At 68.8% G+C, this 13,122-nt stretch carries 13 protein-coding genes; 8 read left to right on the top strand and 5 right to left on the bottom strand.

Annotated elements, in window-relative coordinates:
- A partial coding sequence (locus ACFU4Z_RS35285) for an AMP-binding protein (RefSeq protein WP_379072439.1) occupies positions 1 to 1,035 on the top strand: 1,035 nt, incomplete at its 5' end.
- A 120-nt stretch (positions 1,036 to 1,155) separates the two neighbouring features.
- Here the strand turns inward: ACFU4Z_RS35285 and ACFU4Z_RS35280 are convergent.
- From ACFU4Z_RS35280 to ACFU4Z_RS35270, 3 genes are all read right to left on the bottom strand, one after another.
- Entirely contained in the window at positions 1,156 to 1,641 is a 486-nt protein-coding gene (locus ACFU4Z_RS35280) for a DUF6194 family protein (protein WP_379072436.1), read from the bottom strand.
- 273 nt (positions 1,642 to 1,914) lie between these two features.
- The gene (locus tag ACFU4Z_RS35275; RefSeq protein ID WP_379072433.1) at positions 1,915 to 2,559 is read right to left on the bottom strand and encodes an NADPH-dependent FMN reductase; all 645 of its coding nucleotides are present in this window, start codon (positions 2,557 to 2,559) and stop codon (positions 1,915 to 1,917) included.
- Positions 2,556 to 3,467 (bottom strand): alpha/beta fold hydrolase, encoded by a 912-nt coding sequence (locus ACFU4Z_RS35270; RefSeq protein WP_379072429.1) that lies wholly within the window; start codon positions 3,465 to 3,467, stop codon positions 2,556 to 2,558. The genes ACFU4Z_RS35275 and ACFU4Z_RS35270 overlap by 4 nt, the downstream gene beginning before the upstream one ends.
- A gap of 122 nt (positions 3,468 to 3,589) precedes the next feature.
- Between ACFU4Z_RS35270 and ACFU4Z_RS35265 the strand changes: the two genes are divergently transcribed.
- The 4 genes from ACFU4Z_RS35265 (at position 3,590) to ACFU4Z_RS35250 (ending at position 9,143) form a co-directional block, all read left to right on the top strand.
- The gene (locus ACFU4Z_RS35265) at positions 3,590 to 6,841 is read left to right on the top strand and encodes a BTAD domain-containing putative transcriptional regulator (protein ID WP_379072426.1); all 3,252 of its coding nucleotides are present in this window, start codon (positions 3,590 to 3,592) and stop codon (positions 6,839 to 6,841) included.
- A gap of 619 nt (positions 6,842 to 7,460) precedes the next feature.
- Positions 7,461 to 8,102, top strand: a complete 642-nt coding sequence (locus ACFU4Z_RS35260) for a hypothetical protein (protein WP_379072423.1) — start codon at positions 7,461 to 7,463, stop codon at positions 8,100 to 8,102.
- The gene (locus ACFU4Z_RS35255) at positions 8,092 to 8,667 is read left to right on the top strand and encodes a DUF6529 family protein (RefSeq protein ID WP_379072455.1); all 576 of its coding nucleotides are present in this window, start codon (positions 8,092 to 8,094) and stop codon (positions 8,665 to 8,667) included. The genes ACFU4Z_RS35260 and ACFU4Z_RS35255 overlap by 11 nt, the downstream gene beginning before the upstream one ends.
- A gap of 14 nt (positions 8,668 to 8,681) precedes the next feature.
- The gene (locus tag ACFU4Z_RS35250; RefSeq protein ID WP_379072420.1) at positions 8,682 to 9,143 is read left to right on the top strand and encodes a Rieske (2Fe-2S) protein; all 462 of its coding nucleotides are present in this window, start codon (positions 8,682 to 8,684) and stop codon (positions 9,141 to 9,143) included.
- Between the two features lie 8 nt (positions 9,144 to 9,151).
- On the opposite strand, the gene ACFU4Z_RS35245 is transcribed toward ACFU4Z_RS35250, so the two are convergent.
- A complete protein-coding gene (locus ACFU4Z_RS35245; RefSeq protein WP_379072417.1) occupies positions 9,152 to 9,619 on the bottom strand; it encodes a VOC family protein in 468 nt (155 codons plus the stop codon).
- Positions 9,620 to 9,729: 110 nt separating this feature from the next.
- Positions 9,730 to 10,620, bottom strand: coding sequence for a hypothetical protein (locus tag ACFU4Z_RS35240; RefSeq protein ID WP_379072453.1), 891 nt, complete (start codon positions 10,618 to 10,620; stop codon positions 9,730 to 9,732).
- A 143-nt stretch (positions 10,621 to 10,763) separates the two neighbouring features.
- On the opposite strand from ACFU4Z_RS35240, the gene lspA reads away from it, so the two are divergent.
- From lspA to ACFU4Z_RS35225, 3 genes are read left to right on the top strand one after another with little or no spacing between them, the layout of a single operon-like run.
- Positions 10,764 to 11,486 (top strand): signal peptidase II, encoded by a 723-nt coding sequence (gene lspA, locus ACFU4Z_RS35235; RefSeq protein ID WP_379072451.1) that lies wholly within the window; start codon positions 10,764 to 10,766, stop codon positions 11,484 to 11,486.
- The gene (locus ACFU4Z_RS35230) at positions 11,483 to 12,409 is read left to right on the top strand and encodes an RluA family pseudouridine synthase (RefSeq protein WP_379072414.1); all 927 of its coding nucleotides are present in this window, start codon (positions 11,483 to 11,485) and stop codon (positions 12,407 to 12,409) included. The genes lspA and ACFU4Z_RS35230 overlap by 4 nt, the downstream gene beginning before the upstream one ends.
- On the top strand, positions 12,402 to 13,079 hold the full coding sequence (locus ACFU4Z_RS35225) for a hypothetical protein (RefSeq protein ID WP_379072412.1): 678 nt from the start codon (positions 12,402 to 12,404) through the stop codon (positions 13,077 to 13,079). The genes ACFU4Z_RS35230 and ACFU4Z_RS35225 overlap by 8 nt, the downstream gene beginning before the upstream one ends.
- Positions 13,080 to 13,122 lie beyond the last annotated feature (43 nt).

Genomic DNA, 13,122 nt, shown 5'->3' with positions numbered 1-13,122 from the left:
TGGTGCACCGCCGACATCGGCTGGGTCACCGGACACAGCTACATCGTCTACGGCCCCCTCGCCAACCGCACCACCCAGGTCGTCTACGAGGGCACACCCAACTCTCCCGACGAGCACCGGCACTTCGACATCATCGAAAAGTACGGTGTCACCATCTATTACACCGCTCCCACCCTGGTGCGGACCTTCATGAAATGGGGCCGCGAGATCCCCGACGCCCACAACCTTTCCTCGCTGCGACTGCTCGGCTCGGTCGGCGAGCCCATCAACCCGGAAGCCTGGCGCTGGTACCGGGATGTCATCGGCGGCAACCGAACTCCGATCGTGGACACCTGGTGGCAGACCGAGACCGGCGCCATCATGATCTCCCCGCTGCCCGGCGTCACCGCGACCAAGCCCGGCGCCGCGATGGCTCCACTGCCCGGCATCTCCGCCAAGATCGTCGACGACGAGGGCAGCGAACTCGACAACGGCCGTTCCGGCTTGCTTGTCCTCGACCAGCCGTGGCCGTCGATGCTGCGCGGCATCTGGGGCGACATGGACCGGTTCCGGGAGACCTACTGGGACCGATTCGCCGACGCGGGTTGGTATTTCGCCGGTGACGGAGCCAAGCTCGACACCGACGGCGACCTGTGGGTGCTCGGCCGGGTCGACGACGTCATGAACATCTCCGGCCACCGCATCTCCACCGCCGAGGTGGAGTCCGCGCTGGTCGGGCACTCCGGAGTCGCCGAGGCCGCCGTCGTCGGCGCCAGCGACGACACCACCGGTCAGGCCATCGTCGCGTTCGTCATCCTCACCGCCGGTGCGGCCGATACCGGCGCGGCACTGATCGCCGAACTGAAAGCCGAAGTGTCCAGGGAGATCAGCCCGATCGCCCGCCCACGCGAAATCCACATCGTCCCCGAACTCCCGAAAACCCGCAGCGGCAAGATCATGCGCCGCCTACTCCGCGACGTCGCCGAGGGCCGAGAACTCGGCGATACTTCGACCCTCGTCGACCCGAAGGTCTTCGAGACCATCGCCCGCGGATAGGCGACGCGGAATGCGGCGGACCCGGCCACCACAGTGATGAGGGGGGCCGGGTCCACCGCTCCGCGCCACCTGATCATCGGCACGGGCGTGGTCGCGCGATGAGTGGTCGGGGCCGATACGTCAGTCGGCCTGCCGTTGTGCGACAGAATGCCGGCGTGCCTGCCAGTTGGCATGTTTGCGAGCGGTGAACCGGTAGGCCTCGGCCAACAGTGGTTCTATGGCGTCGAAGGTCTCGTCACTCGGATTCACGACACAGACCCAATGCTGAGCGCCGTAGGTAGGGTGCGGCATCAGCTGATCCCTGGCCGCGTAGTCGTAATCGGTAGCCAGCGTGCCGTTCTCGTCGCGCCGAGTGGGCACCTGGCCGAACATCGCGGTAAAGGTGTCCTTGGTCAGAGAGATGTTCAACCGGTACGCGTCGTCCTGGTCCAGCGCGGAGGCGGTGTCGTAGTTGTCGCCGGTCACGATGGTCGCGAACGGGATTTGGCGTTCGGCAGGCAGGTCGCCGTTCGGGTCGTAGATGAAGAAACTGTCACCCAGATACCCACTGACCACCACGCCCTCGAAATGCTCATCGATGTAGCGCTTCACTTCGTCGGCATCCATACCGAACCTTTCTCTCGAGAGATCACCTACCTTGAATTTTCTCATTGAACTTCCCAGTGAGACTTTCCTGAACATGAACGCTGTATAGGCTGAATTCGTCGACGTAACCCTCAAAGCACCGAGGCGGCCGAAGGCGAGTCGTGCGCGATCGTCGGCGCGTCACCCACACGATGCGCCGGTGGCGCGAGTGCGAGAGCGGGGCTCGGTCGCGGGGGTCGAGCAGGAGATCCGCGGTGCGAGGTCCTGCGCCGGCGGCCGGGTATCGGGATGTTCTCACAGCACGAACGGTGCACCGGCGCGAGCGTCGCGCAATGCGCGGGCCCACCAGAGGAGTTGGTCCACTGCGACGTTGACGGTTTCGTCGAGCTCGGCGTCGCGGCGCGGCCAGCTGCCGTCGGCGGCGAAGCGCTGCCACACCTTGGCGATGGGGATGGTGCGGCGAATGGGAACGGCATTCAGTTCGCCGAACACCTGCCGCAGTTGGGCGGCGGCCTGGCTGCCGTCGGAGTCGCGGCCGTAGCTGACGACGGTCACCGGCTTGGCGGACCATTCGCTGTCGAACCAGTCGATGGCGTTCTTCACAGCCGCCGGAAAGCTTCCGTTGTATTCGGGCGTGACCACGACGAATGCGTCGGCGGCGGCCAAGCGCTCGCCCAGTTCCCGCACCGACGGGGGAATCGGTTCGTCGTGATCGATGAGCTGATCGGGCAGTCCGACGGTGGCGAGGTCGACAGTGTCCAGCTCGACATCACGACGGCGGCGCAGCCGGCCCGCGAACCAACCCGCCACCGTCGGCCCGAATCGGCCGGTGCGGGTGCTGCCGAGGATCAGCGTCACCCGCACCGGGCGCGCGGTGGGCGCGCCCGGTGCGTCGGCGCCCACCGCCGCATTCACGGTTCGATCGCCGAGCTCGCTCACCGCACGTCCTGGGTGGGTGCTTCGAGGAAGGCGGGGATGATCGGCAGCAGCAGTTCTGGACGGTGCACCAGGGTGATGTGGCTGGTGCCGGGCAGGATGGCCAGCTGCGCGTTCGGCAGGCCCGCGGGCGTGTCACCCATGATGCCGCCGCCGAAGAGCCGGAACATCTCGACCGCGTGCTCGGGCCTGACGATGTCGGAGTCGCCGATCACCGTCAGCGTCGGTGCCGTGATCTGGCGCACCGCCGCTGCCGTAAAAGCGGGCAGCGCGTTCTGGTCGTGATCCTTCACCCGCGCGACCAAACGCGGGAAGTCCGCTGGACGCGGCGCGTTCTTCATGTAGTCGTCGTAGAAGGGCGAACCGTGCAGCATTTCCGGCCGCAGCTCGGCAAGGCCGTCCAGCAGCCCTGGGTGCATCGCGTTGGCGTCGAGGCCGCCCGCCGCGAGGACCTGCTTGCGCACCAGTTCGGGGTGCTTCAGCGAAATCTCCAGTGCGACACCGGCACCCATGCTGTAGCCGAGGATGTCCGCGCGTCGCACGCCGAGCCGGCGCAGTAGCGCCACCGTGTCCTCGGCCATCTGCGGGGTGCGCAGCGGGCGGTCGATGTCGGCGGTGCGGCCGTGTGCCTGCTGTTCGACGGCGATCACCTGGCGGGTCTTGGACAGTTCCGGAATCAGTTGACCGAAGTCGGTGCCGATGCCCGACAACGCACCATGCAACAACACCAGCGGCGGCCGCGCGGTCGGAGTGCCGTGCACCTCGTAGTACATGTGCAGGCCGTTCACATCGGCGTAGGCGCCAGTGGCCGCGGCGGGAGTGGGCCTAGGCGCGTCCTCGGCGGCCGAGCAGCCCGACAGCAGGGCGGTGGCGGCGAGGGCAGCGGCGGCGAATGCGGTGCGGAGGTTCATGTCGGTTCCTTCGGTGGTCGGTGTTGTTCGTCGGCACCAACTCTGGGCTGTGCGCCTTCCGGTTTGTTTACGGTCGAATTCCGGTGCCGAGTGCCGGTGCGGGCGCCGCTTAAGCTGCGGGTATGCGTTTCGGTGTGCTTGGTCCGTTGACGGTCTGGACGGAGGCGGGCACGGTCGTCCCTATTCCGGGCGCCAAGGTGCGGGCGCTATTGGCAGACCTGCTGGTCAACGGTGGTCAGCCGGTCTCGGCGGATCGGCTCGTCGACGACATCTGGGCGGATGATCCGCCCGGAAACCCCGCGGGCACGCTGGCGGCCAAGGCGTCGCAGCTGCGGAGGGCGCTCGAGGATGCGGAGCCCGGTGGCCGCGAGCTGGTGGTGTCGCCACCGCCCGGCTATCGCCTCGGCGGCACCGACGTCGACGCGGTGCGTTTCCGCGCACTGGTGGCCACCGCGCGTGCCGCCACGGACACGGCCGCGCACGTCCGGGCGCTCACCGAAGCGCTCGGTCTGTGGCGCGGCCGGGCATACGCCGACTTCCGGGACGCGACCTTCACCGAACCGGCCATCGCCCAGCTGGAGGAACAACGGCTGGTCGCGGTCGAGGAACTCGCGGAGGCGCGACTGTCACTCGGCGAATATCGCGAGGTGGCAGGCGATCTCGCGACCTTCGTGCGCGAAAACCCACTACGCGAACGATTGCGCGCGGGGTTTTTGCGGGCGCTCTACGGTGCGGGCCGCCAGGCCGAGGCGCTCGACAGCTACGAGGACCTGCGCCGGCAGTTGGCCGACGAACTGGGTCTCGACCCGAGTCCGGAACTTGTCGCCCTGCAACGCTCGATTCTGGGGCAGGAACTACAGCTCGCCCCACCGCGACCGGAAACAGTACTGCGGCGGCGCAATTCCAATATCCCCGCCCAGCGCACCGAGCTGATCGGCCGCGACGCGGACCTGATTCGGCTGCGCGACACCGTTTCCGACGCCAGGCTGGTGACGCTGACCGGCCCGGGCGGCGTCGGCAAGACCCGGCTCGCGCTCGCCGCCGCCGCTGGACTGACCGAACGGTTTCCTCAGGGCGCCTGGCTGGTCGAACTGGCGCCGCGGCAACCGACCGCGACCGACGGGTCGATCTGGCTGGCGGAGGCGGTGTCGCAGGTGCTCGGCATCCGAGCCACCGACGGCGCAGATCCGGCGGAGCTGCTCTGCGAGGTACTCGCCGACCAAGAACTGCTGCTGGTCCTCGACAATTGCGAACACGTCGTCGACCACGCGGCCGACCTCGCCGAACTGCTACTAGGCGCGGCGCCGAACCTGCACATCCTCGCCACCAGCCGCGAACAGCTGCGGCTGCCCGGTGAGGACATCGTCGCGGTGGAGCCCTTGACCGTGCCGACCCGCGACGCCGATCTCACCGAACTCGAACAGTCCAGCGCGGTAAAGCTTTTCCTGACCCGGGCCCGTGCGAGCGCCCGCGACTTCGTCCTCGACGCCGACACCGCCGAACCGGTCGCCACCCTGTGCCGCAGACTCGACGGCATTCCCCTGGCCCTGGAGTTGGCCGCGACCCGGGTGCGGGCGCTCGGTGTGCACGAGATGGTGGCCCGGCTCGACGATCGCTTCCGCCTGCTCGCCACCGGACATCGTGGCGCCCCGCCGCGCCAGCAGACCCTCACCGCGATGATCGACTGGAGCTGGGGCCTACTCGACGACGACGAGCGGGCAGTGCTTCGCCGACTGGCCGTGCACGCGGGTGGCTGCACCCTCGACGCCGCCGAAACGGTGTGCGCGGAAGGGATCGACGGGGACACCGCCACTGCCCGCCTCGACCTGTCCACGGTCGCGGATATTGTTGCGCGACTGGTGGATCGATCGCTGGTGCACGCAACGGGCAGGCGGTTTCGGCTGCTCGAGTCGGTGGCGGCGTTCAGCATGGATCGGCTGGCGGAGGCGGGCGAAGCGGCTGCGGTGGCCCGGGCCCACCATCGTTATTATCTGCTGCTGGCCGAACGGGCTTCGCCGGAGCTGTATGGCGCGGACCAGCAGCGATGGTTGCATCGACTCGACAGCGAGGATGCGAATCTGCGGGCCGCCCTGGACGGATTCGTGCGGGCGGCTGACGCGGACCACGCGCTGCGGCTGGTGAATGCGCTGGCCTGGTATTGGCTGCTGCGTGGGCGATTGAACGAGGCCCGGCGGTGGTTCGATGCCGCGCTCGCGCTGGGTGGCGCGCCCGAACAGCGCGCACCGGCTCTCGCATGGAATACCGGACTCGCTTTCCAGCAAGGCGAATTCACCGACGGCGCCGCGAAGCGCGCGGCGGTGTTCGCGGTCTATGACACCGTCGACGATCCGGCGGGGCGGGCCCGCGCCGAGCTGTTCCTCGCCTTCTCCGCGCTGGAATCCGGCGACCTGCCGGAGCTGGGAGCACTGGTGCGCCGGGCGCTTCCGGTGTGTGAACAGCTCGGTGACCGCTGGGGTATCGCGGCCGCGCACGTGGCGCTGGCGAAATCCGCGCACAGCCGGGTGGATCTGGTCGCGTTGGAGCACAATGCCCGCTCAGCGGCGCGGATCTTCGCCGAGATCGACGACCGCTGGGGCAGACTACAGGCCGCCGAATGGCTCGGCGGCCTCGCGGAACTGACGGGCGACCTGGCCGCAGCCGCCGACATTCACACCGAGGCGCTCGGCCTCGCCCAGGAGCTGGAATTGTGGGGCCAGGTGTGCACCCATCTGTGCTGGCTCGGCTGGATCGCCATGCAGCACACCGAGTTCGACCGCGCCACCGCGCTCGGTGCGCAGGCGCAGCGAATCGCGGCCGAACACGGCTACGGCCCCGGCCGCATCTTCGCCTCGGTGGTGCTCGCCTTCGCCGCCCGGCGTGACGGCAAACCCGATGTGGCGGAACACATCCTGCGCGAACTGCTGGCACTGACCCCGCCCGGCGCCGAACAGACGCCGCTGTTCCTGCCCATGCTCCAAGTCGAACTCGGTTATCTCCTCGAACAGCGGGGTGAGCCGGGGGCCGCACTCGACCTCCACCTCACGGCCTTCGACGGCGCCCAACGCATCGCCGCACCACGCGACACCGCTTTCGCCCTGGCCGGATTGGCCACCGCCACCGCAGGTCTCGGCGAATACGACACCGCCGCCCGCCTTTTGGGTGCCGCCGAAGCCGTCCGCCTGGCCAACGGCATCGCGCTGCTCCCCGCCGAACGCCCGGACATCGACGGCCCGACAAGCACTGTCCTGGCAGCCCTCGGTGATCGCGCATTCACCGCAGCCCACAGCGCGGGCGCGAAACTGACACCCAGTGCAGCGCGGGCGCTTGCCGCCGCCTCGGCACCGCGACACACCGTCGCCGCCGACCTCGGTTGACCACCACCTGGGTGAACTGCGATTACCGACCGCGCGTCCGTGAGCACCGAGCCCGAGCACGAATGCGGCCGAGGCACCGACCGCCGCACCGGCACCGAGAGCGCGACTCCCCTTCGCCGCCGACTCGACCACGCATCCGGATGAACTGCAACGATCAGCCGCCGGAAACACGACCGCCAGCACCCGTTGACGAGTGCGGCCGAGGCACTGGCCCCGTGACTCCACAGCGCGAACCACCGCCGGGCCGATGTCAGTCGACCGTCCGACCTGACTGCTCCGGACAAGCACCGTCGGCTGCTCCTTATCGCGCGCGCTCGTGAGCCGCGGCCCGCCCATGCCAGCTGCCCGCCTTCGGCCCGTGGTTCGTGGCCGTTTCCGTTGCTCGGTCCGTCGTCGGGCCCGGTGCATCAAGACGTACCGCACGCCAGGCGCCCGCTTTCCCGCCGCCTGACCTGCAAACACGCAGATATGACACGCCGATCCGGGGGGCCGTGAATGTCGGTTTGAACCGCCCGGGTGGTCTACCACGTACACAATGCGAGACAGCGGTACCGGCGCAGTGTGGGGTTCGGGGATCGCTTCGGCCGGTCTTTCGACGGCCGCACATCGAGGAGACCCTATGAAACGTCTGGGACCATTGCTCACCCTCGGGGCGGTGGCCGGGTTGGCCGCTGTCCTGCTGGTGGTGAATATGTCGAAGGAGACCGAGCCGACGCAGGCGAAGCCGAATTCGGTCACCACGACGCAAACCCCGCCGACCACCGGCGCGCCCGCAGCAACACCGTTCCCGGCGAAGGCCGATTACATCGGCGCGATTCCGCTGCAGGCCGGCGGCGCCATCACCCTCTCGATCGCCGTACAGGGCAGCAAGGCGACCGCATACGCGTGCGACGGCGCCACGATCGAGTCCTGGCTGCAGGGCAGCGCGACGAACGGATCGTTGCAGCTGACCGGCAAGAACGACGCCCGGCTCGACGGCAGCTTCGACGGCAAGGCCGTACACGGGACGCTGTGGCTCGGCGGCGAGCAGCGGGGCTTCACCGCGGCGCCGGTGCAACCGCCCGCGGGGCTGTATGTCTACAACGACGGCGGCCAGCGCGAGAGCTGGATCGTCGACGCGAACGGCGGCGTCACCGGAGTCCAGCGGGCGGCCGACGGTTCCACCTCACCCGCCCCGGCCCTGGTGGCAGGCGCGACAGCGATCGTCAACGGCAAGAAGATAACTGCGAGCAAGGTGAGTGGTGGTGACAGTGTCGGCTGATCGAGAAGCCCCGACCGTGCGGGTGCGGCCGAGCGCGGCGTCGGCGGCGGCGATCGTCGTCCCGCTGCTGATCGGCGCGGCCGTCGCGACAGCGCTCGGCGTGTACGGGAAAGTGCATGACCCACGGTTCTTTTCGGTCAATGTGGCCGGATTCTCCAGCCCGACGGCGGTGAAGACCTGGCTCGCCACGCTCGCGACCGCCTTGGCGCTGTTCCAATTCGGCTCCGCGCTGAGCATGTACGGCAGGCTCCGCGGCTTCGCGCCATCGTGGATCGGCCTGGCCCACGTCTGGTCGGGCCGGCTTGCCGTGCTCGTCAGCGTGCCGGTCGCTGTGCACTGCCTGTACGCCCTGGGGTTCCAGGACTATCAGACCCGGGTGCTGCTGCACTCGCTGTTCGGCTGCTTCTTCTATGGCGCCTTCGTCACCAAGATGCTGCTGCTGACCAGAAAGGGCTTGCCCGGCTGGGTGATTCCGGTTGCGGGCGGCCTGACGCTCAGCGGCCTCGTCGGCATCTGGCTCACCTCGGCACTGTGGTTCTTCCAGCACAACGGCATCATCTTCTGAAGGGAAATCGACCCATGACGAATGACGAGTTCATCCTCCGACGGCGCACTGTGGTGGCCGGCGCGGGCGCGGTGGCCGCCGCGGCCGCACTCACCGCGTGCAGCACCTACGGCAAGGGCGATTCCGCGGCGGCACCCGCGCCGAAGCCCGCCACCGCAGCGGCACCCGGCCCGAATACCGCTGCGGGGCAGCCCCACCCGAATGCCCTCGCCAAAACTGCCGACGTTCCGATCGGCGGCGGGGTGATCAGCGGCGACACCGTGGTGACGCAGCCGAGCGCCGGCTCCTTCGTCGGCCTGTCCTCGGTCTGCACGCATGCGGGCTGCAAGGTGGCCGACGTATCCGGCGGCACCATCAACTGCGCCTGCCACGGCAGCAAGTTCGGCCTGGACGGCTCGGTGGTGAACGGACCCGCGACCCAGCCCCTCGCCGCTAAGAGCGTTCGCGTCGAGGGCGATTCGGTGATGCCGGGGTAGGCCGCCGGTCAGGAGGTGCCGAACATTTCGGCCATGCGCCTGTCCATCTCCTCCGGCGGGACATCCTCGATGTGGGTGGCCACGGTCCAGCGGTGCCCCCACGGGTCTTCGAAAGAGCCGCTGCGGTCGCCGTAGAACTGGTCGGCCATAGGGGTGAGCTGCTTGGCGCCGCCCGCGAGGGCGGCGGTGTAGGCGGCGTCGGCGTCCGCGACGTAGACGTGGAGATTGACCGGAGTTCCGCCGACGGTCTTCGGGTCGAGGAAACCCATATCGGGAGCGGGATCGCCGAGCATGACGACCGATTCGCCGAACATCAGTTCACAATGCGCGATCTTGCCGTCCGGACCAGGCATGCGCATCCGCTCCGACGCGCCGAAAATCTGCTTGTAGAAATCGATGGCCGCCGCAGCGCCGTCGATAGCCAATCCGGGCGAGACCACCGGATATCCATCGGGAACGGGTTTGACATCGGACATGATTGACCTCCGGTAGAAGGCGATTTGTCGGACAGGCCGAGCCTATTACCAGCCACCGGCAAAAATGCCCGATCCCACCGATCTAGCCATCGGGCCCGCGATTCATCGGCTCATTCGGTCCACGTCACCTGCGTATTGATCGTCTGCTGCAGCACGCTCGCGCTGAGCGAGTCGCGGTAGGCCTGATGCCCGCCGACGGTGATGCAACCCGATACCGGCAGCGGCAGCCCGAGATCGACGATGATCGTTCCGGTGCCCTGCATGACGTAGTCCTGGATGTCGAGCGTGCCCGCGTTATTGGGCATCGTCCACACCGACGTCTGCGGCTGCTGCGTCACCACGAGGTCGATGGTCAGCCGGTCGTCCTCGCGCTTGGTGAGCGTTGCCGTGGTCACCTGGTCGAGCGCGACGCCGCCGGTCACCTCTTGGCGGACCGTCCACACCGCGCCCTCGCCGACCGGCTGGTCGGGGAACGCGATCGAGCGGTAGACCGCTTGATAGAAGGCCTGCTCGAGAGCGGTTCTCGCGGAATTCGAGGTATCGGGCGATGGCTCGAGGCGCAGTGCGGTGATCGCGCCGAGCTCGCTCATGTCGAAACCGGCGTGGGAACCACCCGCGGCCGTCAGCGCCTTGGCGAGGGACGGGTCCGGGCTCGTGATGGTGCCGAGGGTGAGGTCGACGCCGTCGCTACCCGCCCGTGCGGTCATCGGGATGGTCAGCGCGGGCGTGGAGAAGTCGCGCTGTGGCTGATCGTTGATCTGCTGCGCGATGCGGTAGTCGGTGCGCAAGGTCACTTGCTGCGCGGTGCCTGCCTGGTAGCTGGGGCGCAGCAGGGCGCGCGGCTCGCTGCCCGGCGAGACGACCGTGGTGACCGCCGCCGAGATCGGCACCGTCACTTCCTTACCGATGCCGAGCGGCTCGGTGCCGTCGGATTCGTTGCGCGCCTCGGTCCCATCGCTGCAACCGACACCGAACGCCGAAAGCCCGAGCGCGAGCACCATCAGCAGCACACCCGAGCGCGCGACCCGAGGGGCGTGGGGGGAAGACAACACCGTCACGAGGATCAGAGTACGACCGCTTCCTGAGTGTCAGCTGGGACATGCGGGAGACCGCGTGCAACAGGGCCATCCTGGCTCGAGAGATGATGGTCGTCGTGAGTGACGACCGGCCGACCGAGGAAGACCCCACTGGCGACAGCGCGCAGGTGGCTCGAAAGGGCAATGCCGACCAGGCGGCGCCACCGACAGAACCAGCGCCATCGACTCCCGAGCTATCGCCCGAGGCCGCGGGGGCCGCACCGTTGCGGCTGCGGACCCTGCTGATCATCGCGGCGGTGCTGCTCGGGCTGGATCTGCTCACCAAGACGATCGCGGTCGCCCAGCTGAAACCCGGCGAGCCGGTGTCGATCATCGGCGATTTCGCGCGACTGTCACTGGTGCGCAACCCGGGCGCGGCGTTCTCCATGGCCACCGGCATGACCTGGTTGCTGACGCTGGTCGCCGCGTGTGTGGTGATCGGGGTGATCCGCATCGGGCGCACGCTGCGCTCGCTGTGGTGGGCGATCGGGCTCGGTATGGTGCTCGGCGGCGCGCTCGGCAACCTGGTCGACCGCGTGTTCCGTGCACCGGGCCCGCTGCAGGGGCACGTGGTCGATTTCGTCGCGATCGGCTGGTGGCCGGTCTTCAACGTGGCTGATTCCGCGATCGTGTGCGGCGCCATCCTGCTGGTGGCGCTGACGGTGTTCGGGTTCGAACCCGACGGCAGTCGGACCGGACGCGGCGGTGACACCGCGACCGAAGGGGACGTGCCGGACGGCAGCGATTCCGAGAGCAAGCCGAAGAACACCGGACAGGAGAACGCGGCATGAGGGAAACCAGAACCATGCCGGTGCCCGACGGGCTCGACGGCATGCGCGTCGATGCGGGGCTCTCGCGGCTGCTCGGCCTGTCGCGCACCGCGGTGGCCGCGATGGCGGAGGAGGGCTCGGTGCAGCTCGACGGCATCGCCGCGGGCAAGTCCGATCGACTCGTCGGCGGCGCCTGGCTGGAGGTCGAGTTCCCGGAACCGAAGCGGGAATTGACCATCGAAGCCGAAGCGGTGGAGGGCATGACCATTCTGTACGCCGACGACGACATCGTCGCGGTGGACAAGCCGGTCGGCGTCGCCGCCCATCCCGGGGTCGGCTGGCACGGGCCGACGGTCGTCGGCGGACTCGCCGCGGCCGGTTACCGCATCTCCACCTCCGGTGCACACGAACGCCAGGGCATCGTGCACCGGCTCGACGTCGGCACCTCCGGGGTGATGCTGGTCGCACAATCCGAGCGGGCGTACACGGTGCTCAAGCGCGCCTTCAAGCAGCGCACCATCGATAAGCGGTATCACGCCCTCGTGCAGGGACACCCGGATCCGAGCAGCGGCACCATCGACGCCCCTATCGGCAGGGCCCGCGGCAACGACTGGAAATTCGCGGTCACCGCGGACGGCCGCCCGAGCATCACCCACTACGACACCGTCGAGGCGTTCCAAGCGGCCAGCCTGCTCGACATCCACCTGGAGACCGGCCGCACCCACCAGATCCGCGTGCACTTCTCCGCGATCCGGCACCCCTGCTGCGGCGATCTGACCTACGGCGCCGACCCGCGCCTCGCCGAACGCCTCGGCCTGCAACGCCAGTGGCTGCATGCCCGCGCGCTCGGCTTCAATCACCCCGCCGACGGCCGGTATCTGGAGATCACCAGCGAGTACCCGGCGGACTTGAAGAACGCGCTCGACATCCTGCGTAATGCCTGACCCCGACTCACGGTTGCGCCCGTGGCGCGCGCTCGCCGTCGCCACGGCGGTCATCGGCCTCGTCGTGGTGATGACGGTGCTCGGCGCGCTGCATCCGCCGGTTCCCTCCGGCGTCGCCACCGACCGGCTCGGCCCCGAACGGGGCGAGCCGGTCGCGGAATACCTTGCCCACGCCCACGACTCGCTCACAGGCGCGGACACCGACGAGCGCTGGGCCCTGGTGTCGTTCACCGAAACCCTGCCCCCCGAACAGATTCCGGCCCACAGCGGCGGACTCCGCATCGCGCAGGTGATCCATCAGGTCCAGATTCCCCGCGTCCACACCCCATTGGTCGCCGTCGCGGTCCCGGCGGGCGACGCGGTGGCCGTCGCTTCGGCCGACAACGCGGCCTGGCAGCTGCTCGCGCCACCTGTCTCCGACGAACGCTCCGCTCACCTTGTCGAGATCTCGGTGGCCCGCCTCCGTGCGCACTGCGCATGCACCGTCGGCCTCGTCGTCCGCGGCCGACTCCCCCACCTCCGAGACCTTTCCGTCCAGAACGGAATCCGCGCCGTCCAAGCCCTCCCGGCGGACGCCGTGTCCGGCAGCTTCGCCGTTGTCCCGCTGCTGCCGGACCAGCACGATGTCGCGCTGCCCGGCCCGGACGACGGCCCGCTCCCCGAGCGGTGACGACGCATCGCCGGTGGCCGGCCGGTGCGTGCTGAAGCGGCTA

It is taken from the genome of Nocardia sp. NPDC057440, from assembly GCF_042802915.1.
Lineage (GTDB): Bacteria > Actinomycetota > Actinomycetes > Mycobacteriales > Mycobacteriaceae > Nocardia.
The sequence above is the reverse complement of the archived record's forward strand: the minus strand, read 5'-3'. Positions and strand labels throughout refer to the sequence as shown.

Excerpts from the sequence above, each read along its gene's own strand:
- ACFU4Z_RS35280 (WP_379072436.1), bottom strand. The coding sequence starts at position 1,641 with ATGGATGCCGACGAAGTGAAGCGCTACATCGATGAGCATTTCGAGGGC.
- ACFU4Z_RS35270 (WP_379072429.1), bottom strand. The coding sequence starts at position 3,467 with ATGAACCTCCGCACCGCATTCGCCGCCGCTGCCCTCGCCGCCACCGCC.
- ACFU4Z_RS35265 (WP_379072426.1), top strand. The coding sequence starts at position 3,590 with ATGCGTTTCGGTGTGCTTGGTCCGTTGACGGTCTGGACGGAGGCGGGC.
- ACFU4Z_RS35260 (WP_379072423.1), top strand. The coding sequence starts at position 7,461 with ATGAAACGTCTGGGACCATTGCTCACCCTCGGGGCGGTGGCCGGGTTG.
- ACFU4Z_RS35250 (WP_379072420.1), top strand. The coding sequence starts at position 8,682 with ATGACGAATGACGAGTTCATCCTCCGACGGCGCACTGTGGTGGCCGGC.
- ACFU4Z_RS35245 (WP_379072417.1), bottom strand. The coding sequence starts at position 9,619 with ATGTCCGATGTCAAACCCGTTCCCGATGGATATCCGGTGGTCTCGCCC.
- ACFU4Z_RS35240 (WP_379072453.1), bottom strand. The coding sequence starts at position 10,620 with ATGGTGCTCGCGCTCGGGCTTTCGGCGTTCGGTGTCGGTTGCAGCGAT.
- lspA (WP_379072451.1), top strand. The coding sequence starts at position 10,764 with ATGGTCGTCGTGAGTGACGACCGGCCGACCGAGGAAGACCCCACTGGC.
- ACFU4Z_RS35230 (WP_379072414.1), top strand. The coding sequence starts at position 11,483 with ATGAGGGAAACCAGAACCATGCCGGTGCCCGACGGGCTCGACGGCATG.
- ACFU4Z_RS35225 (WP_379072412.1), top strand. The coding sequence starts at position 12,402 with ATGCCTGACCCCGACTCACGGTTGCGCCCGTGGCGCGCGCTCGCCGTC.